The sequence below is a fragment of the Gordonia hydrophobica NBRC 16057 genome, assembly GCF_001592365.1.
GTDB classification, from domain to species: Bacteria; Actinomycetota; Actinomycetes; order Mycobacteriales; family Mycobacteriaceae; genus Gordonia; species Gordonia hydrophobica.
Genome location: NZ_BCWU01000014.1, coordinates 79,189 through 99,181, shown reverse-complemented (window position 1 = coordinate 99,181; position 19,993 = coordinate 79,189). Strand labels below are relative to the sequence as shown.

The 19,993-nt window shown below is 69.1% G+C and carries 18 protein-coding genes and 1 tRNA gene; 8 read left to right on the top strand and 11 right to left on the bottom strand.

All coding sequences use genetic code 11. From position 1 onward, the window contains the following. Window positions 1–18: 18 nt before the first annotated feature. On the bottom strand, window positions 19–858 hold the full coding sequence (locus GH2_RS19200; RefSeq protein WP_066171910.1) for an undecaprenyl-diphosphate phosphatase: 840 nt from the start codon (window positions 856–858) through the stop codon (window positions 19–21). Between the two features lie 57 nt (window positions 859–915). On the opposite strand from GH2_RS19200, the gene GH2_RS19195 reads away from it, so the two are divergent. Both GH2_RS19195 and GH2_RS19190 read left to right on the top strand, forming a co-directional pair. Further along, window positions 916–1,953 carry a YncE family protein gene (locus GH2_RS19195; RefSeq protein WP_066171908.1) on the top strand — a complete coding sequence of 346 codons (1,038 nt, stop codon included), beginning with the start codon at window positions 916–918 and terminating at the stop codon, window positions 1,951–1,953. Window positions 1,954–1,993: 40 nt separating this feature from the next. Next, entirely contained in the window at window positions 1,994–3,091 is a 1,098-nt protein-coding gene (locus tag GH2_RS19190) for a quinone-dependent dihydroorotate dehydrogenase (protein ID WP_066171906.1), read from the top strand. Window positions 3,092–3,149: 58 nt separating this feature from the next. On the opposite strand, the gene GH2_RS19185 is transcribed toward GH2_RS19190, so the two are convergent. Together GH2_RS19185 and GH2_RS19180 are read right to left on the bottom strand one after the other, a co-directional pair. After that, the gene (locus GH2_RS19185) at window positions 3,150–3,689 is read right to left on the bottom strand and encodes a YbhB/YbcL family Raf kinase inhibitor-like protein (protein WP_066171905.1); all 540 of its coding nucleotides are present in this window, start codon (window positions 3,687–3,689) and stop codon (window positions 3,150–3,152) included. Between the two features lie 39 nt (window positions 3,690–3,728). Beyond that, a complete protein-coding gene (locus tag GH2_RS19180) occupies window positions 3,729–5,060 on the bottom strand; it encodes a M20/M25/M40 family metallo-hydrolase (protein WP_066171903.1) in 1,332 nt (443 codons plus the stop codon). An 88-nt stretch (window positions 5,061–5,148) separates the two neighbouring features. Here GH2_RS19180 and GH2_RS19175 point away from each other — a divergent pair. Next, window positions 5,149–5,234: transfer RNA gene (locus GH2_RS19175), tRNA-Leu, on the top strand. 55 nt (window positions 5,235–5,289) lie between these two features. Here GH2_RS19175 and GH2_RS19170 read toward each other — a convergent pair. From GH2_RS19170 to GH2_RS19160, 3 genes are all read right to left on the bottom strand, one after another. Next, window positions 5,290–5,859, bottom strand: coding sequence for a hypothetical protein (locus GH2_RS19170; RefSeq protein ID WP_066171901.1), 570 nt, complete (start codon window positions 5,857–5,859; stop codon window positions 5,290–5,292). 93 nt (window positions 5,860–5,952) lie between these two features. After that, the gene (locus tag GH2_RS19165; protein WP_066171899.1) at window positions 5,953–6,639 is read right to left on the bottom strand and encodes a response regulator; all 687 of its coding nucleotides are present in this window, start codon (window positions 6,637–6,639) and stop codon (window positions 5,953–5,955) included. 9 nt (window positions 6,640–6,648) lie between these two features. After that, entirely contained in the window at window positions 6,649–8,229 is a 1,581-nt protein-coding gene (locus GH2_RS19160) for a sensor histidine kinase (RefSeq protein ID WP_244885434.1), read from the bottom strand. A gap of 124 nt (window positions 8,230–8,353) precedes the next feature. Here GH2_RS19160 and GH2_RS19155 point away from each other — a divergent pair, with 124 nt between their 5' ends. Continuing rightward, window positions 8,354–9,847, top strand: a complete 1,494-nt coding sequence (locus tag GH2_RS19155) for a cation:dicarboxylate symporter family transporter (RefSeq protein WP_372434602.1) — start codon at window positions 8,354–8,356, stop codon at window positions 9,845–9,847. A gap of 62 nt (window positions 9,848–9,909) precedes the next feature. Here the strand turns inward: GH2_RS19155 and meaB are convergent, their stop codons facing one another. From meaB to GH2_RS19140, 3 genes are read right to left on the bottom strand one after another with little or no spacing between them, the layout of a single operon-like run. After that, entirely contained in the window at window positions 9,910–10,905 is a 996-nt protein-coding gene (meaB, locus tag GH2_RS19150) for a methylmalonyl Co-A mutase-associated GTPase MeaB (protein ID WP_066171897.1), read from the bottom strand. Continuing rightward, entirely contained in the window at window positions 10,902–13,154 is a 2,253-nt protein-coding gene (scpA, locus tag GH2_RS19145; protein ID WP_066171896.1) for a methylmalonyl-CoA mutase, read from the bottom strand. Before scpA ends, meaB begins: the two co-directional genes overlap by 4 nt. Then, complete coding sequence (locus GH2_RS19140; protein WP_066171895.1) at window positions 13,151–15,052, bottom strand: methylmalonyl-CoA mutase family protein; 1,902 nt, start codon at window positions 15,050–15,052, stop codon at window positions 13,151–13,153. The genes scpA and GH2_RS19140 overlap by 4 nt, the downstream gene beginning before the upstream one ends. Before the next feature lie 112 nt (window positions 15,053–15,164). Here GH2_RS19140 and GH2_RS19135 point away from each other — a divergent pair, with 112 nt between their 5' ends. The 3 genes from GH2_RS19135 (at window position 15,165) to GH2_RS19125 (ending at window position 17,203) form a co-directional block, all read left to right on the top strand. Beyond that, complete coding sequence (locus GH2_RS19135; RefSeq protein WP_066171893.1) at window positions 15,165–15,938, top strand: TVP38/TMEM64 family protein; 774 nt, start codon at window positions 15,165–15,167, stop codon at window positions 15,936–15,938. 195 nt (window positions 15,939–16,133) lie between these two features. Then, window positions 16,134–16,652, top strand: a complete 519-nt coding sequence (locus GH2_RS19130) for an RNA polymerase sigma factor sigma-70 region 4 domain-containing protein (protein WP_239589125.1) — start codon at window positions 16,134–16,136, stop codon at window positions 16,650–16,652. Beyond that, entirely contained in the window at window positions 16,649–17,203 is a 555-nt protein-coding gene (locus GH2_RS19125) for a hypothetical protein (protein WP_066171890.1), read from the top strand. The genes GH2_RS19130 and GH2_RS19125 overlap by 4 nt, the downstream gene beginning before the upstream one ends. A gap of 16 nt (window positions 17,204–17,219) precedes the next feature. On the opposite strand, the gene GH2_RS19120 is transcribed toward GH2_RS19125, so the two are convergent. After that, window positions 17,220–18,014, bottom strand: a complete 795-nt coding sequence (locus GH2_RS19120) for an Rv1486c family protein (protein ID WP_066171888.1) — start codon at window positions 18,012–18,014, stop codon at window positions 17,220–17,222. A 65-nt stretch (window positions 18,015–18,079) separates the two neighbouring features. Between GH2_RS19120 and GH2_RS19115 the strand changes: the two genes are divergently transcribed. Next, on the top strand, window positions 18,080–18,904 hold the full coding sequence (locus GH2_RS19115) for a DUF3097 domain-containing protein (protein WP_066171929.1): 825 nt from the start codon (window positions 18,080–18,082) through the stop codon (window positions 18,902–18,904). 24 nt (window positions 18,905–18,928) lie between these two features. Here GH2_RS19115 and GH2_RS19110 read toward each other — a convergent pair whose 3' ends face one another. Then, window positions 18,929–19,993, bottom strand: a complete 1,065-nt coding sequence (locus GH2_RS19110) for a ferrochelatase (RefSeq protein WP_066171886.1) — start codon at window positions 19,991–19,993, stop codon at window positions 18,929–18,931.

The following is a 19,993-nucleotide window of genomic DNA, read 5'->3' as shown; positions in this document are numbered from 1 at the left end:
GCGCTGGTTCCTCCGGACTCAGCTGGCGATGACACCCGTCGCCAGGAGTGCGATGACCAGCAGGCCGAGCGCGATGCGGTAGCCGGCGAACCAGCTCATGGAGTGGTGGGAGACGAACTTGAGCAGCCAGGCGATCGAGGCGTAGCCGAGCAGGAACGCGACGACGGTCGCGACCAGGATCTGCGGACCGGTCGCGGCGAGGCCCTCGCCCGCGGGCTCGAAGACGTCCTTCAGGCTGAACAGACCGGAGGCCAGCACCGCGGGGATGGCGATGAGGAACGAGAATCGGAAGGCGGCTTCGCGTTCTAGTCCGACGAACAGACCAGCGCTCGCGGTGGCACCGGAGCGGGAGACGCCGGGGATGAGCGCGAGGCACTGTGCCGCGCCCATGATGAGCGCATCGCGACCGGTGATCTTCTCGAGCGGCCGTGCTCGGTTTCCGAAACGCTCCGCGGCGATGAACACGAACGAGAACGCGATCAGCATGATGGCGACGAGCCAGAGGTTGCGCCCGGCCGTGCGGATCTGGTCCTTGAACAGGAATCCGAGCAGTCCGATCGGGATGGTGGCCAGAATCACGTACCAGCCCACGCGATAGTCCAGTCCCCGCTTGTCGGCGTCGCGCAGGCCGGTGAACCAGGCGAGGATGATCCGCCAGATGTCCTTAGCGAAGAACAGCAGCACCGCGAGTTCGGTTCCCAGCTGCGTGACCGCGGTGAACGAGGCTCCCGCGTCGTCGCCGAACCAGATCTCCGACACGATCCGCAGGTGCCCCGACGACGAGATCGGGAGGAATTCGGTCAGGCCCTGGACGCCGCCGAGCACGATCGCCTGCAGCCATGTCATGGTCTCGTTCACGGTGGGAGATGCTACCCATCGGCCGGGTCACACTTCCCGATCGCGCAAGATGGTGTCATGCGTGCGCGAACCCGATTCACCGCCCTGCTCGTGGCCGTGGCCACCGCTTCCGCCCTCACCGCCTGCGGTCAGTCTGACGACGGGCCCAAAGAGAACGTGCCGACAGTCACACCGGCGACGGCTGCGGAATCGCCCATGTCCGACGCGACGCCTGCGGGCACCGTCGTCGTCGCGCTGCCGGCGAAGGCGATCGTCGTCGGGCACGGTGCCGGGGCCAAGACGGCGATCCTCTCGAACGACGGCACGCGCGTTCAACTCTTCGCGGCCCCGGGCGCCATGGACGCTCCGGCGCCGATCACGGTGACCGTTCCTGCGCTCGGCGCCATCGCCGCCGTCGGGAACGGGTTCGTCGGCGCGGGCACGGACGGCCTGGTCCGGATCGACGCCAATGGTGGTGTGACCGAGCAGAAGGCCGAGTTGGGCGGGGTGCTCTCCCTCGCGGTGACCGACGATCAGCGGGTCCTCGTCGGCACCGACCGCGGACACGTCCTCGTCCTGGATTCGGCGGGCACGGTGAAGCGCGACATCGGCGGTTTCGTCCGCGTCGACAGCATCACCGTCGCACCGGCGTCGGCCGGTGATCGCGCCGGACAGGTGGTCGTCCTGGACCGCGCCCAGTCGGCCGTCACCCCGATCGACATCGACACCGGTGAACTCAAGGCCGCACTCCGGGCGGGCGACGGCGCCACGGTGTCGACGGTCGACCAGTACGGCCGCGTCCTGGTGTCCGGCACCCGGAACGACGAGGTCTACGCGTTCTACGGACAGCCGATCGTGATGCGCCTGCGCGCCCCCGTTCCCGCCAGTCCGTATGCGATCGCCTACGACGGCCGCTCGGACACCCTGTGGGTCGCGAGCACCGCGAGCGATGTGATCACCGGATACGACGTCTCCTCCGGAGAGGCACTCGAGCGCCATCGGATCACCAGCGTCCCGCAGGTCACCGCCATGACCGTCACCGATGCCGGGGATCTGCTGGCCGTGTCCGGCCGGGACGGTGCGCTGCAGGTGGTCTTCCCGAACGACGTCCGGTGACGTTCTCCCCCCAACCCACTCCAGAGACGAAGGCCCGCCGATGCTGAGCACTCTCAACCGCATCTTCTACCCCATCGTCCTCAAGGCGATGTTCCGAGTGTCACCGGAGAAGATCCACACCGTTCTCGCGACCGTGATCAGCCGCTGCGGCGCAGCGCCCGGTCTCCGGCAGCTGATGGCGAAGCTGTTCAGCGTGCAGGACCCCGTGCTGGCGAACGACGTGTTCGGGGTGAGGTTCCCCGCGCCGATCGGTCTCGCCGCAGGCTTCGACAAATCGGCGTCGGCCGTCAACGCCTGGGGGCAGATGGGCTTCGGGTTCGCCGAGATCGGCACCATCACCGGTCAGGCGCAGCCCGGCAATCCGGCGCCGCGCCTGTTCCGGCTGCCCGCCGACCGCGCCCTGATCAATCGCATGGGATTCAACAACCCGGGCGCCGACGCCGCCGCCCCCAAGCTGACCGCGCCGCGACCGGGGCCGATCCGCGTGCCGATCGGCGCCAACATCGGCAAGACGAAGGTCGTGCCGGTCGAGGAGGCCGTCGCCGATTACCGTCACAGCGCCCAGACGCTGGGACCATTGGCCGACTTCGTCGTCGTGAACGTGAGCTCCCCCAATACCCCCGGACTGCGCGATCTGCAGGCCGTGGACTCGCTGCGTCCGATCTTGGCGACGGTCCTCGAGGTGGCGCAGAAACCGGTCCTGGTGAAGATCGCTCCCGATCTGTCCGACGACGACGTCGACGCCGTCGCCGATCTGGCGGTGGAGCTCGGCCTGGCCGGAATCGTCGCCACCAACACCACCGTCCGACGCGACGGTCTGGCGACTCCGGCCACCGAGGTGGCGGCGATGGGCGCGGGCGGGCTGTCCGGCCCGGCCGTCGCCGATCGTTCGCTGGAGGTGCTCACTCGCCTGTACGGACGTGTCGGCGGCAGGGTGGCGCTGGTGAGCGTCGGCGGCATCGAGACCGTCGATCAGGCGTGGGAACGCATCTGCGCGGGCGCAGACCTCCTGCAGGTCTACACCGGCTTCATTTACGGCGGCCCGGTGTGGCTGCGAGAGCTGCACGAGGGTCTCGCGGCCAGAGTGCGTGCTGAGGGGTTCGCGTCGATTCGCGACGCGGTCGGTTCCGCGGCCTGACCGCCGCGTCGACGCGCACTCGCGGCGGCGAGCAGCACTCGCCGCCGCAAGTGTGGTCCTACTCGGACGGCTGCTCGTAGATGCCAGTCAGGACACCGCGCGCGATGGCGCGCGAGAACAGGTTGAATCCGAGGAAGCCGGGCGTCGCGGCCGCGGGCAGCTCCAGGGACTCCACGTCCACGGCATGGACCGCGAACAGGTAGCGGTGCGGGCCGTGTCCGGGAGGCGGGCCCGCACCGACGAACTGCTTGAGACTGGCGTCGTTGCCGAGGGTCACCGCGCCCGCGGGCAGGTCCGCCGACCCGGGGCTGCCCGCGCCGGTCGCCAACGACGTGATGGACGCCGGAATGTCGGCCACCGCCCAGTGCCAGAAGCCCGATCCGGTCGGTGCGTCCGGGTCGAAGCAGGTCACCACGAAGCTCTTGGTCTCGGCGGGAAAGCCCGACCAGCTCAACTGGGGCGAGACGTCGTCGCCCCCGGCGCCGAAGATCCCGGACACCTGCGGCATGGGCAGCGTCTGTCCTTCGGCGAAGTCGCTGGAGGTGACCGTGATCTCGGGGAGCGGCGGTAACGCCTCGTACGGATGATAGGTCGTCACAATCGGGTCCTTTCGACGATTCACACTCTGCCGTCGACGTCAGCAGTTGGTGAGGAAATGCTCGAAAACTTTGGTGCCGAACAGAATCGAGTCTACGGGCACCCGCTCGTCCACACCGTGGAAGAGCGCGGCGAAGTCCAGGTCCGGCGGCAGCTGCAACGGGGCGAAGCCGAAGCAGCGGATGCCGAGCTTGGCGAACGCCTTCGCGTCGGTGCCGCCGGACAGCATGTACGGGACGGTGCGTCCGTCGGGGTCGTGGGCGAGGATCGCGCCGTTCATCGCGTCCACCAGATCCCCGTCGAAGGTGGTCTCATACGCGTCGAGGTGAGTGATCCACTCGCGCTTCACCTTCGGGCCGATGAGCTCGTCGATGGTCTTCTCGAACTCGGCCTGCCGTCCGGGCAGCACGCGGCAGTCGATGACCGCCTCCGCGTGTTGCGGAATCACGTTGGCCTTATAGCCGGCGGAGAGCATCGTCGGGTTGGCCGTGTCGCGCAAGGTGGCACCGATGATGCGTGCGAGGTTGCCGATCTTGAACAGTGCCGACTCCAGATCCGGGGTCTGCGGGCTGAAGTCCAGGCCCGTCTCCTCCGAGAGCGCGGCGAGGAACTCGCGCACCGAATCGGCCATCACCAGCGGGAACGTGTGCGCGCCGATCCGAGCGACGGCGGCCGCGATCTCGGTGACCGCGTTCTCCGCGGCCAGGAACGAGCCGTGGCCCGCGGCGGCGTCGCAGGTCAGTTTCATCCACGACAGCCCCTTCTCTGCGGTCTCGACGAGGTACAGCCGGCGGACGCCGCCGTCGGGCCGGTCGACGGTCAGCGAGAATCCGCCGACCTCGCCGACGGCCTCGGTGACGCCGTCGAAGAGGTCCGGTCGGTGCTCCACCAGCCACTGCGACCCCCACTTGCCGCCGGCCTCCTCGTCGGCGAGGAAGGCGAACACGATGTCGCGCGGCGGCACGGTGCCGTCCCGTTTGAGCTGTCGGGCCAGCGCGAGGACCATGCCCGCCATGTCTTTCATGTCGACGGCGCCGCGACCCCAGATGTAGCCGTCCCGAACCGCGCCGGAGAACGGGTGGACGCTCCAGTCCTCGGCTTCGGCCGGAACCACGTCGAGGTGGACGTGGATCAGGAGGGCGCCGCGGTGCGGGTCGCGTCCGGGCAGGCGGGTGAAGACGTTGCCGCGTCCCGGCATGCCGGATTCGACGTACTCGGTCGGGTACCCGACCTCCTCGAGCCGCGATGCGACCCAGCGGGCACAGTCCGCCTCTCCCTTGGTGGTCGTCGGCTCCCCCGTGTTCGACGTATCGAACTGGATGAGACGGCTGACCAGATCCACTACTTCATCGGTTGCGCGCAAGGCTGTCACCTCTTCATTCGTAGGGGATTTGGGATACGGGGGCAACCTTGGTTATTGTTATGCGGCACCCGCCGAGCGGGTGCGCACAATTGAACGAGTCCGAGTGGCGGAATGGCAGACGCGCTAGCTTGAGGTGCTAGTGTCCTATTAACGGACGTGGGGGTTCAAGTCCCCCCTCGGACACCGCAGAATCGAAGCCCTTCATCGACGTGATCGATGGAGGGCTTCGCTCGTCTTCTCAGGGGACGTCGATGCCGACGAGACCGGGAACCAGACTGATCGTGACCGGCGGCCGCCGGTGTTGTTCGCGCATCACGGAGACGGTGGCGACTACGCGGCCCGCACCGGTGGGTGCGACGGCGGCGGTCGGCAGGGATGCCGGATAGCGGCGCGCCGGATCGGTGCCGGGCCGGGCGACGGTGCGCCAGTGGCGCAGATTCACCCGCCCGCTCTTTCCGGTGCGGAGATTGCGCCAGGAGACCGTCAGATACCGAGACGACACCTGCGCGTTCCACGGAACGACGTCGGCGACCCAGAAGTCGACGGCCGCGGGTGGAGCCGGATACTGCATGGTGTGAATCGCGGGTCGAGCGCGCACGGTCACCTGCTGGAACGGTCCGCCGGGCACACTGCCCGGTCCGATCTCCAGTCCCCCGACGACGGGCGTGGACACCGTCAGATAGGCGGGCACCTGCGAGGCGGGATGCGCCCGAACGGGCGCCGCCTGTGCGGGTGCGGCGGTGCCGACGGGAACGAGGACGGATGCTGCGGCCAGGGCGACGAACAGTCGGTTGCGGTGCGATGTCATCACGGCGTCGGTACGCGGTCTCCCGCGCGCGGTCGAGGGATCCTGTTGGAGTGATTATCGTCACCGTGCCGCACGATGTTAGCCGCGCCCGGATCACAGCCAGCGGTAGCGGTTCTCGGGTCGCCCGCGTCCGCCGTAATCGGGAACCCGTTCGCAGACGCGGTCGTCGACCAGCCGTTCCAGGTAACGCCACGCGGTCACCCGGGAGATCCCTGCGCGGCGCGCGATCTCGCCGGCGCTCAACGTGTCGCTCGACTCCCGCAGCACGGCGGTGATCCGCTCCAGTGTCGGCCCCGCGATTCCCTTCGGCGTGGCGGGACCGTCCGTCGGCTTACGCAGTGCCGCGAAGGCGGAGTCCACCTGGCTCTGCTCGACGTCGCCGCTGCCCAGGACCCGCCGATACTCCCGATAGCTCGACAGCTTCGCGGAGAACGCGGCGAACGTGAACGGTTTGATCAAGTACTGCAGCGCCCCGTGCGCAACGGCGGTCCGCACGGTGTCGATGTCGCGTGCCGACGTCACCACGATCACGTCCGGACGAGGCGTCACACCGGCGATCGCTGCGGTCACGTCCAGGCCGCTCATGTCTGGCAGCCCGATGTCGACGAGGGCGAGGTCCACCGGCGCGGGACCGGCGGCAGCACGACGAACGACGTCGATCGCCCCGGCACCGGTGCCGACGGTCGTCAAGACGTCGAATCCGCTGATCCGAGCGACGTACTCCGCGTGCGCCGCGGCGATCGACGGTTGGTCGTCGACGATCAGTACCCGAATGCTCATCGAAGCTCCTCACGCCTGCCGCACGGACGGCACCGACAACTCCACCGTCGACGGATTCCGCCGTGCTTCAAGTGTGCCGTCCCGACGCGCCGCGATCTGGTCGACGAGAGCGAGCCCGAGCCCGCGTCCGTGGACGACGCCGGTCGACGGCTTGCTGGAGTGACCGCGCACCCGCGCGCGGGCGAATTCCTCGGCGGACATGCCCGGACCGCTGTCCTGGATCCGCACCGCCCAGCGTCCGCTGCCGTCGGGACCTGCGTCGATCTCCACCCAGCCGTCGGCTCCGGCGGCGTCGATCGCGTTGTCGACGAGGTTGCCGATCACGGTGAGCAGCTCGGCCGTCGTCAGCGGTCCGCCGAGCAGCGCCGCAGACTCGCCCAGGGTCAGCTCGACGCCTGCGGTCGCGGCTTCAGTGGCCTTCGCCGCGAGGAGCGCGGTCAGCTCCGGCGGCGCCGCGGGCGGAAGTCGGTCGAGCAGGCTCGCCGACGCCGCGAACTGGGTCGTCGCCCACTCCACCGCCTCGGCCCGTCGGTCCAATTCGATCATCGTCACCAGTGTGTGCAGGCGGTTCGCGTGTTCGTGTGCCTGCGAGCTCAGGGCACTCGCGAGTGAGCGGACCGCGTCGAGTTCGCCGAGGACGTCTTGGAGTTCGGTCCGGTCGCGGACGGTCAGCACGGTGCCGATGCGCTTGCCGTCCACGCTGACCGGTTGTCGGTTCGCCACCAGGACGCGGCCCCCGCCCGCGTGCAGTTCGTCCACGAGGTCGGTGTCGCCGCGCAGGGACGGCGGGAGGTCGCTGCGCAACACCGGTCCCGTGGGCAGTGCGAGAAGGCGGCGGGCTTCGTCGTTGACCACCGCCGCCGGACCGTCGGGCGCGGCGTCGTCGAAGACGATCATCCCCTCGGCCAGCGCGTGCAGGACCGCGTCGTGATGTTCGTAGAGTTCGCGCAGTGCGGTGGGCGTGAGGCCCAGCGTCTGCGTTCGCAGTCGGCGTGCGATCAGCAGGGAGATCCCACCCGCGACCAGCAGCCCCGCGGCCAGGACGGCGAGGAGCGTCGGCACGCGGCCGCGGACCTGGTCGGTGAGGCGTTCGCGCGTCACGCCCGCGGCGACGAGGCCGAGCAGCCGACCGTCCTCGGCATACACCGGGGTGACCGTGCGAATGGACGGCCCGAGCGAGCCCGTGTACGTCTCGGTGAAGGTCTCTCCGCGCAGTGCGGGCCCGATGTCGCCGGTGAACGTGCCGCCGATCCGACTGGTGTCCGCGTGGGTGTAGCGCGTCCGGTCCGGCGCCATCACGACGATGAAGTCCAGTCCCGCTGCGCGGGTGATGGTGTCGGTGACCGGGAGCAGCACCGCCGTGGGATCGGGACTGGTGAGCGCGGCGATCGTCGACGGCGCCTGCGCGACGGCCACGGCGACCGCGGTGGTCCGCTCACGGGCGTGCTCGTCGGTCGTCGCGCGGTCGTGCCAGACGGTCAGGACACCGCCGAGCACGGCGACGCCGATCAACAGCGCCATCAGCGCGGCGAAGACCTGCGCGGCGACCGACGGCCGCCACCGCGGCCGCGGTACCCGAAGCCTGCGCACAGCACTCCCTCCTCGTGTCTGCCTTCTATCCCTGCATCGATCTTCTCCCGCCTCGACGGTGTTCCGACCCGAAGCGGTCATGTACAGAATGAACACAAGAGTGCTGCGCGTCACACGGTCGCCGATGATTCTGGTGTTCGGTCCCCCACGAGTCGAAGGAGACACCGTGTCAACGACGCTTCACACCGGATCCCGTCCGCCCCACACCAAGCGGAAGCGAGATCGCACTCATCTGCTGTACATGGCGGTCGTGGTCGCGGTGATCGGCGGCGTGGCGATCGGCCTCATCTGGCCGGAGTTCGCCAAGGACCTGAAGCCGCTCGGCGAGATCTTCGTCGATCTGATCAAGATGATGATCTCGCCGGTGATCTTCTGCACGATCGTCCTCGGCATCGGATCGGTGCGCCAGGCCGCGAGCGTCGGCAGAATCGGCGGTCTCGCCCTCGCCTACTTCATCGGCATGTCGGCGTTCGCGCTCGGCATCGGCGTCCTGGTCGGCAACCTGCTGAAGCCGGGAACCGGACTGCACATCACCGGCGACGGTTCGGGCACCGGATCGCGGCTCGTCGAGCAGGCGCACGAGGGCAGCGGGACGTGGGGCTTCATCAGCGGCATCGTCCCGGAGTCCATGCTGTCCGCACTGACCTCCGGCAACGTGCTGCAGACGTTGTTCATCGCACTGCTCGTCGGGTTCGCGCTGCAGGCGATCGGCGGAGCAGGTGCTCCCATCCTGCGTGGCGTCGAACTGATCCAGAAGCTGGTCTTCCGCGTGCTGGTGATGATCCTGTGGCTGGCCCCGATCGGTGCTCTCGGTGCGATGGCCGCGGTGGTCGGCGCAACGGGATTCGACGCGGTCAAACAGTTGGGACTGCTGATGGTGGCCTTCTACGTCACCTGCTTCCTGTTCGTGTTCGTGATCCTCGGCCTGGTGCTCAAACTCGTCGCCAAGCTGTCCGTGTTCAAACTGGCCCGGTACCTGGCGCGCGAATACCTGCTGATCGTCGCGACCTCGTCGAGCGAAGCCGCCCTGCCGCGCCTGATCGCGAAGATGGAGCACGTGGGCGTCGAGAAGAGCACCGTCGGCATCGTGGTGCCCACCGGGTACTCGTTCAATCTCGACGGCACGGCCATCTATCTGACGATGGCGTCGCTGTTCATCGCCGACGCCATGGGCGCTCCGCTGAACTACGGTGAGCAGTTCTCGCTGCTCCTGTTCATGATGATCGCGTCGAAGGGCGCCGCAGGCGTGACCGGTGCCGGGCTGGCGACGCTCGCCGGCGGACTGGCGAGTCACCGGCCCGAGCTCGTCAACGGCATCGACGTGATCGTCGGCATCGACCGCTTCATGTCCGAGGCACGCGCGCTCACCAACTTCTCCGGCAACGCCATCGCCACCCTCGTCATCGGCACGTGGACCAAGACCGTCGACCACGACCGCGCCGTGCGCGTGCTGAGCGGCAAGGAGCCGTTCGACGAGACCACGATGCTCGACGACGAACGGACCGATGACGCCGAGCTCGATGACACTCCGACCGACAGCGGGCAAACCGACGGTGGCGAGACCCCGTCGGCGACCACCGACCTGCCGGTTCGGGAACTGCAGGCATCGCTCGTCTAGTGCGTCGGCCTGATCAGCCACCGATCAAGTTCTAAGACTTGACGAGGCGATCCGGTAGCGCGTCAGAATCCCGCGGCGTCGACGATCTGCTCGGCGGCGAGCGCAGGCGTCAGACTTCCGTCCAGGACGCCGGTCTCCACCTCGCGGCGGACGCGCCGGACGTCGGGATCCTCATCGAGTTTGTTGAGCATGGCCTCCCGGACCATCGTCCACATCCAGTCCACCTGCTGCTGAGCGCGTCGTTTGGTGAACTCCCCCGCCTCGGTGAGTGTTTCGCGATGCTTCTCGATGGTCTCCCAGTACCTGTCGACACCGGTGTTCTCGATCGCGCTCATCGTCAGCACCGGCGGGTGCCACAGCGCGTCGTGCGGATAGATCAAGCCGAGTGCGTTGCGGAGTTCCCGGGCCGCTCCCCTGGCCTCGTTGACGTGCTTACCGTCGGCCTTGTTGACGACGACGATCTCGGCGAGCTCCAGCACACCCTTCTTGATGCCCTGCAGCGAGTCGCCGGTGCGCGCGAGCGTCAGGAACGTGAAGACGTCCACCATGCCTGCGACGCTGACCTCCGACTGGCCCACGCCGACGGTCTCGACCAGGACGACGTCGTATCCGGCCGCCTCCACGAGCACGATCGTCTCGCGCGTGGCCTTCGTGACACCGCCCAGCGTGCCCGAGCTCGGCGACGGCCGGACATACGCCTCCGGCGCCGCCGACAGCCGGCCCATGCGGGTCTTGTCGCCGAGGATCGAGCCCTTGGTACGGGTCGACGAGGGGTCGACGGCCAGCACCGCGACGCGATGCCCCTGCTCGATCAGGTACATGCCGAGCGCCTCGATGGTCGTCGACTTGCCGACGCCCGGCACACCGGTGATGCCGACGCGGAACGACTTCCCCGCGTGCGGCGTCAGGTTCAACAGCAACTGCTGCGCCGCGACCCGATGATCGGGTCGGACCGACTCGACGAGGGTGATCGCCCTGGCGAGCTGGGCACGGTTCCCGGAGAGGACGCCCTCGGTCAACGCCTCGACGTCGACCGGGCGACGAGCGGGGCGCGTCATTCGCCTGCGGCAGCCAGTTCCAGGCCCAGCTGATCGGCCAGCTTCCGGATCAAGTCCACCGCGCTGTCCGCGATCACCGTGCCCGGCGGGAAGATCGCCGCGGCCCCGGCCTCGTACAGGTCGTCGAAGTCGCCCGGAGGGATCACGCCGCCGACGACGATCATGATGTCCTCGCGCCCGACATCGGCCAGCGCCTTCTTGAGCGCCGGCACCAGCGTGAGGTGACCCGCCGCGAGCGACGAGACACCGACGACGTGCACGTCGTTGTCCGCGGCCTGCGTCGCGACCTCTTCCGGCGTCGCGAACAGCGGGCCCACGTCGACGTCGAACCCGAGGTCGGCGAACGCGGTGGCGATGACCTTCTGGCCGCGGTCGTGCCCGTCCTGGCCCATCTTCGCGACCAGCACGCGCGGACGACGGCCCTCGGCGTCGGCGAACGCGTCGACGACCGCCATGGCCTCGTCGATATTGCTCACGGAATCACCTGCCTCGTTGCGGTACACGCCGCTGATGGTCCGGATCTCGGCCTGGTGGCGACCGAAGACCTTCTCCATCGCGTCGGAGATCTCTCCGCCCGTGGCGCCTGCGCGCGCGGCGTTGATGGCCAGCGCCATCAGGTTGTTGTCCAGATCGCTGCCGCCGGCTTCGCCCGCGGCGCGGGTGAGATCGGCCAGCGCGGCGTCGACCGCCGACTGATCGCGCTCGGCACGGAGCTTGGCCAACTTGGCGAGCTGCTCGGCGCGGACCTTGGAGTTGTCGACCTTGAGGACCTCGATCTCCTCATCCTCGGCGACGCGGTACTTATTGACGCCGATCAGCGGCTGCTGCCCGGAGTCGATGCGCGCCTGGGTGCGCGCAGCGGCCTCCTCGATGCGCAGCTTCGGCAGGCCTTCGTTGATGGCCTGCGTCATGCCGCCGGCCTCTTCCACCTCCGCGATGTGCGCGCGGGCCTTCTCGGCGAGGTGGTGGGTGAGCCATTCGACGTAGTTCGACCCCGCCCAGGGGTCGATCGGCCGCGTGGTGCCCGATTCCTGCTGCAGCAGCAACTGGGTGTTGCGAGCGATGCGCGCCGAGAAATCCGTCGGCAGGGCGATCGCCTCGTCGAGCGCGTTGGTGTGCAGCGACTGCGTGTGACCCTGCGTCGCGGCCATGGCCTCGACGCAGGTCCGGGCGACGTTGTTGTAGACGTCCTGCGCGGTCAGCGACCAGCCCGACGTCTGCGAGTGCGTCCGCAGCGACAGGCTCTTGCTGTTCTTCGGGTCGAACTTCGCGACGAGCTCGCTCCACAGCAGGCGCGCGGCGCGCAGCTTGGCGACCTCCATGAAGAAGTTCATGCCGATGCCCCAGAAGAACGACAGCCGCGGCGCGAACTGATCGATGTCCAGTCCGGCCTCCAGGCCGGCGCGGATGTATTCGACGCCGTCGGCCAGGGTGTACGCGAGCTCCAGATCGGCCGTCGCTCCGGCCTCCTGGATGTGGTAACCCGAGATGGAGATGGAGTTGAACTTCGGCATCTTCTGACTGGTGTACGCGAAGATGTCCGAGATGATCCGCATCGACGGCGTCGGCGGATAGATGTAGGTGTTGCGGACCATGAACTCCTTCAGAATGTCGTTCTGAATGGTTCCGGCCAACTTCTCCGGCGGCACGCCCTGCTCTTCGGCGGCGACGACGTAGAGCGCGAGGATCGGCAGCACGGCGCCGTTCATCGTCATCGAGACCGAGACGCTGCCCAGGTCGATGCCGTCGAACAGCTGACGCATGTCCAGGATGGAGTCGATCGCCACACCGGCCATGCCGACGTCGCCCGCGACCCGCGGGTGGTCCGAGTCGTAGCCGCGGTGGGTGGCGAGGTCGAAGGCGACCGACAGGCCCTTCTGGCCCGCTGCGAGGTTGCGGCGGTAGAAGGCGTTCGATTCGGCAGCGGTCGAGAAGCCCGCGTACTGGCGAATGGTCCACGGCTGGTTGACGTACATCGTGGGGTACGGGCCGCGGATGAAGGGCGCGGCTCCGGGAATGGAGTCGAGCGGGTATCCGTCGTCGCCTGCCGCGACGGCGTCGCGGTCGGCGCGGGTGAAGACCGGCTGAACGTCGATCTGCTCGGGAGTGTTCCAGGTGACCTGCTCGGCGGTGTAGCCGTGCGCGGCGGCCAGCGGCTGCGTCTGGTCGGCTCCGGTACCGGCCGCGGCCGGTGCGGTGTCGCCGGTCAGGGCGACGTCGGCGAAACTCGGAATGGTCTTGTCGCTCATGCGGATGCGCTCCCGCCGTCGGTCAGGTGATCGAGAAGTTCAGTCAGGGTGGCTACGGCGTCGATGCCCACGCGGAGCGAGCCGTCGACCGGATCGGAGCCCTCCGGCCATTCGCGGTCAGGTCCGGCGAGTAGCACGCGGTCGATCCCTGCCGCACGCGCGGCGGCCAGCGCGGCCGGGCCGTCGGAGGCGTACCGCTTGCCTGTGCCGCACAGGACGGCGACGCTCACAGACTGTCCGGCGACGAGCGCGGCGATGCCATCGGGCTCGACCGGCCCCGGGTTCACCGCGGCGATGCCGCCCGCGGCGAGCAGGTTCGAGACGAAGGTGGTGCGGCCGTTGTGCTCGGCGACCGATCCGAGCGGGAGAAGCAGCACCGACGGGCGGGTGCCTGCAGCGTCGGCGCGATCGCGGAGCGCCTCGAACTGGCGGGCCACGCGTGCCAGCCGCGGGCTTGCGGTCGCGAGGTCGACGCTCGCGGCGGTCCCTTCCGGACGCGCGGCCTCCTCGAGGTTCGGGAACTCGCTGACACCGGTCAGCGGTGCCCGGCGATGCGCCACCTCCACATCGCGTGCGGCGAGGGATTCGGCGATCTGCTCACCGATCCAACCGTCGGCGACGGCGGCGGAGAAGCCACCGCGGCGCTCGACCTCGGTGAACAGGTCCCAAGCGGCGGCGGCGAGGTCGGCCGTCAGCGATTCGACGAACCACGAGCCGCCCGCGGGGTCGAGGACGCGGCCGAGGTTGGACTCCTCGAGCAGCAGTAATTGCGTGTTGCGGGCGATGCGCTGCGAGAACGACGCACTCGAGGTGCGCTCGTCGACGGGCAGCGCGGCGTCGTAGCCCAGGACGGTGACCTGGTCGGCGCCGCCGAGGCCCGCGCCGAACGCGGCGACGGTGGAGCGAAGCATGTTGACCCACGGATCGCGCTGGGTGAGCATCGCGAGGTCGGTCACCGCGTGGGTGACGGCGGCTCCGGCAGCAGGCTCGCCGAGCACGTCGGCGACCCGCGACCAGACCGTGCGCAGTGCACGCAGCTTGGCGATGCCTGCGAACTGATCGTCGTCGACCGAGATCGCGAAGGTGATCTGCGCCAGCGCCTGCTGAGTGCTGAGACCGGCCGCGACGAGATCACGGACGTGAGCGACGGCCGCGGCGACGGCGAAGCCGAGTTCCTGCGAGTTGCCTGCGCCCGCCTGGCTGAAGTCGGTGCCGTCGACGCGAAAGACGCGGACGCCTGCGGGAACGTCCGCGGCGAGCGCGGTGGCCTCTGCGGCGTCGACCGTCGCGCGTCCGGAATAGGCGGCGGTGTAGGGCGAGAGACCGAGGCTCTGAATGGTCGCGACGGTGGCGGGCGCGGCCTCCGGTGCGGCCGGAGCGGCGGCCCGGGCGGCGAGGTAGGCGCGTGCGACGGCGATGCCGTCGGCCCCGGCGTCCAGAGTGACCGGCATCAGATCGAGGTACACGCCGGACAGGACCGTCGCGACGTCGTCGGCCGAGAGCGCCCCGCCGAAGCGCAGCCACAGGCCGCTGGTGCCGTTGCCTGCGGCGTCGAGGATCTGCTCATTGACGGCCTCGGCAGTCGCAGGCCCGTCGCCGAATCGCTCGGTGACCCGCCACCCGACGTTGACGTCCCGGACGGGGTCGGCGCCGCGTACGAACGGGAACTGGCCGGGCAGTCCCGGTTCCGCGGTCTCGTCCTTGCGGGTGTACAGCGGGCGAACCACGGTGCCGTCGGCGGTGTGGGTCGAGAGCAACGCCTCCGGCGTGTCGGTCAGCTCGTCGACGGTCACCTTCCGCGACTTCGCCAGAACTCCGGCGGCCGCGTCGGACCATGTGCTGTACGCCTGCTGCAGGGCGTCGGCGCCGGGCTGCACCGCGTCGTCACTTGCCGTCATCGGCTCGCTTACCTCCATAGCTCGGGCATGACTTGTCGTCGTAGGGAACGATAACCGATCGTTCGGTCGGCCCAGGCTGCGGGATGTGATCCAACCCGTAAAATAGCGCGTTGTGCGCATCAATTCACGACGGTCGGAGGATCTGGCCGAGCAACCGGTGTCACTCGAACTCAACCATGACCAACCGAGCGAGACCTCCGGCGGTGATGCGGGCGCGGCCCGGATCTTGCGGGTGAGCCGCGCGACGGCGATCCGCGGGGTGATCGCGCTGATCGGTTTCATCGCGATCCTGATCGCCGCGTACTACATCCCGCTGCCGACGATCAGCACCATGCGTGCCTGGTCGGAGTCCTTGGGAGCGTGGTTTCCGGCCGCATACTTCCTGGCCTACGCGGTCGTGGCCGCCACCCCGATCCCGCGCACACCCTTCACGTTCGCCGCCGGTCTGCTGTTCTCACCGCTGATCGCCTTCGTCGGCGTGACGATCGCCGCGACCGCTGCGGCCATCGTCGCCTTCCTCGTCGCCCGCAGGCTGGGACGCGACCGGGTGCAGCAGTATCTGAAGCATCCGGCGATCGCCTCCGTGGAGCTCCGCCTGGCCGCGCGCGGGTGGTTGGCGGTGGGGTCACTGCGCTTGATCGCGGTGTGTCCCTTCTCACTTGTGAATTACCTATCAGGCTTGTCCAGTGTGCGCCTCGGGGCATTCGCCGCGGCCTCGGTGATCGGCATGACACCGGGGAACGCGTCGCTGATCTTCCTCGGCGACGCCCTCGCCGGCGCCAAGAACCCGGTCAGTCTCATCTTCTCTGGAGTGCTGTTCGCGATCGGAGTGATCGGGTTGATCGTCGACAGTCGCCTTCCAGTAAAGAGTCAGCCGTCAAGTTAAAATGCTTGATTTGATTTTGATCAAGTGATATTACTTGATGAACTGCCGCGGTGCGGCTTCGACGACCCGGACCGGCGGTGCAGGCGATACGCAGAACGGAGGCGGGCCGTGTTCGTCCTGACGGTTGATCAACGCGGGAGCCGAGGGGGTGTCGACAAAGTGCCGGATCTCCTGCGTCGCACGTCCGTGCCCGGAATGGTCCGTCCTTTCGATCGCACTGCGGGCGATGAAGTCCAGGCGGTGTTCGACGCCCCCGATCACGTCGCGTCCCTCGCCGCGGAGCTGGCGGCTTCCGGCGAGTGGAGTGTCGGTATCGGCGTCGGCGCGGTCGACACCCCGCTGCCCGCCGAGACGCGGGCGGGCGCCGGCGAGGCCTTCGTCTTCGCGCGCACCGCAGTCGAGGACGCCAAGAAGAACCGGTGGCATCTCACCATCGCCGGCGAGTCGGCGTCGTGCGTCCATGCGCAGACGGCGGGTCGGCTGCTCGTCGACGTCCTGACCGATCGCTCCGACGCCGGACGGGAGGCCGTCGCACTGGTCGCCGACGGCACCAGCCAGGCCGATGCCGCCGAACGCCTCGGGATCTCGCCGCAGGCGATATCGCTGCGTCTGCGGCACGCACGGTGGGACATCGAACCGTCGGCCGTCCGGCTGTTCGCCGCGGCTCTCGACGCCGCCGACCACCACACCGGAGCGAGTGGAGCGAGACCATGATGATTCCGCTGCTGCTGGTGCTCGCCATCGCCACGTCGACAGCCGGATGGGCGGTACGGCGTCGCAGGGTCGACGATCCGCACCGCAGCGATCGCGACGTCCTCGGCGTCGACATCGTCGTCACGGCTGCGTGTGCCGTCCTGCTGGCCGTCGCGGCGGTCGTGGCGGCGACGACCGAACCGGCCGGGCAGGCGGTGGTCGTCACGACGGCGGTCGTTGCGGTGCTGGCCGCGGCGGTGACCGGATCAGGGGTGGTCCGCGTAGTCCTGGCCGCAGGTGGAATTCCGACGCGTGCCGACAACCACGACGACGAGCCCGACGCTCCGCTACGCGGCGGACGAGTGATCGGCCTTCTCGAACGGACCGCGGTCGCCGCGTCACTGCTCTTGGCGTGGCCCGCGGGCGTCGGCGTGATCCTGGCGGTCAAGAGCCTGGCCCGATTCTCCGAACTCCGGGCGCCGCGGGCCAGCGAGCAGTTCATCCTCGGAACGTTCGCGTCAGTGCTGTGGGCGTCGGCGTTCGCCGGCGTGGGATGGCTCGCCGCGCTGTGACGCCTCGCCGTGGACGTCAGCGCGCGCGAGTGCGATAGCGGAACTCGGCGAGCAGCGCGTTGATCGCCGCGCTGCGAGCACGGCGGGTCACCGACGACAGTCGACGGAGCTGTTCGTCGGCGCGGTTCACCTGCGCCCCGGAGTCGCCGAGCGTCCCGCTGCCGACGAGCGAGAGGATCGCGTCGATCTGGGCGGCACTGGCCAACACCCGATCGATCCGCGGCTGGTCGTGCGGCGGCAGATCGATCTGCGCGGCGGCGACGCGTGCGGCAAGTGCGTCCCGCAGGTCGGCGGGTGAACCGCCGCGCGCACCGCCGAGGCCGGCGATCACGGCGGCCGCGGAGGTCGTCGCGTCCTTCAACTCGTACTCGATCTCCCCGAGAGAAGCCTCCGACACCAACTGGTCGACGGAGACCTCGGCCTCGAGTCGCAGAAGCGGCCAGCGGCAGCGCTCCGCGGTGCCGATCGGGACCAGCGCCAGCGGCCGGGTGGGTCCCGTTGCGCCGGGAGCGCGGTCGTCCACGAGGAGGATCTCGCCCGCGGCCATCGCCGCGTCGGTCGCGCGGCCGGGAGGCAGCCCCTGGGCGTCGCCCGGTGCGGGCATCCGCACGCACAGGTGGGCCGCCCCGGAGACCGTCGCCAGCAGATCGAGGACGCCGCCGCCCGGATCGAGTTCGTGGACCTGCGCGTAGTGCGCCAGCGTCTGCAGCACGTCGTCCGCGGCGCAGCGCCCGGCGTCGAGGGCCGCCGTCCAGGCGGCCAGTGCGCTCGCGGGCCAGGCGCGAAGGAGTGCGGTGGGAGAACTGGTCATCGACAGACACGCTACTCGGTGCGCCGACCGCGCGGTCGCGCTCAACTCCCCTACCCTTGGACTTCGTGTTCGATGATCGTTACGGCCGCGACGTGCTGTCCTCCCCCCGCAAGACCAAGCCCAAGGCGCCCGAGGTGGCCGCTGAGCGCGATCTCGTCGTCGAGGACGCCGCGACCGGCTTCTGCGGCGCCGTCGTCGGGATGGAGAAGAGCTATGCCGGCGACCTGGTCCGTCTGGAGGACCGGCGCGGGCGGACTCGCGTCTTCCCCATGTACCCCGCGGCCTTTCTGATCGACGGCAAGCCGGTCACGCTGGTCCGCCCGCGCGGTCGTGGACCGGTCCAGAAGGCGCAGACCGCCTCCGGCTCCCGTGCCGCCCCCAAGCAACGAGCCCGCACCGCGCGCGCCAGCCGCATCTTCGTCGAAGGCGTGCACGACGCGACCCTCCTCGAACGCGTGTGGGGCGACGACCTCCGGAGTGAGGGCGTCGTCGTCATCGCCATGAACGGTCTCGACAACCTGGACGAGATGCTCGCCGAGTTCGAGCCCGCTCCGCATCGCAAGGTCGGTGTCCTGGTGGACCACCTGGTCGCAGGCACCAAGGAGGCCAAGCTCACCGCCGAGGTCGGCCCCAACGTGCTCGTCTGCGGCCATCCCTACGTCGACGTGTGGGAGGCGGTGAAGCCGTCGTCCGTCGGCATCGAGGCCTGGCCGACGATCCCGATGGGCATCGACTGGAAGACCGGGATCTGCAACGAACTCGGGTGGGGCACGCCGCAGGACGGCTGGCGTCGCGTCCTGGCCGGCGTAGCGAGCTTCCGCGACCTCGAGGTCCCGCTGTTGCGCAGCGTGGAGGAGTTGATCGACTTCGTCACCGTCGGGAGCGAGTAGGGACACGCCCTCGGGTCGTGCGTCCTACGCAGGTGTGGGACGAGGCCGCCGCGCAGGCACGCAGCAGTCCGGGCGGCACAGGGTTCCGTTGTCCCCGCATCCCATCGCGCTGACGTCTCCGCCGCCACCCGCGTACCGCTCCACCAGGTCGGCGATCAAGGAGATGAACACCGTGTCGGTGCCGACGGTCGGGACACGGACGTAGTTCATTCCCAGGTCGGCGGCGACGTCGCGAGCTTCTGAGTCGAGGTCCCAGATCACTTCGAGGTGATCGGAGACGAAGCCGATCGGCATCACCGCGACATCCGTGACACCGCGCTCGCCCAATGACCGGAGATGGTCGCAGATGTCGGGCTCCAGCCACGGCACCTGAGGTGGACCCGACCGCGACTGCCAGACGACGTCGAACTCGTCGATCCCCAGCGCCTGGGCGACGGCGGCCGACGCCGCCTTGACCTGCAGTGAGTACAGGCGCCCGCCGTCGGCCGCCGGGCCGGCGTTGCGATCGGCCGACTCGGGAATGGAGTGGGCGGTGAACACCACGCGCGGAGTCCGCGTGAACTCGCTCAGCGCGGACCGTAGCGCCCGCACCAACGCCTCGATGAACTTGGGTTCGGCGCAGTACTGCGGCAGCTTCCGCATCACGAACGACGGGTCGTCGGCGGGCAGGCCGTCGGTCAGCGCCGTCGTGATGTCCTCGTGGTATTGCCTGCAGCCCGAGTAGCCGCCCCACGCCGACGTCGGGAACACCAGGACGCGACGGTGACCGTCGTCGTAGATCCGCCGGGTGGTGTCGGCGACCATCGGGTGCCAATTGCGGTTGCCGAAGTAGACCGGTAGATCCACGCCGCGCGCCGTCAGCTCTGCGCGGACGGCGTCGATCATCGCGAGGTTGAGCCGATTGATCGGCGAGACGCCGCCGAAGTGCAGGTAGTGCTGCACCACGTCGTCGAGCCGCTCGGGTGGCACTCCCCGACCACGCGTCACGTTCTCCAGGAACGGCCGCACGTCCTCGGGACGTTCCGGCCCGCCGAACGAGAGGAACAGCAGCGCGTCGAAGGCGGCGCCGTTCCCCGCTGTGTCGGCCAC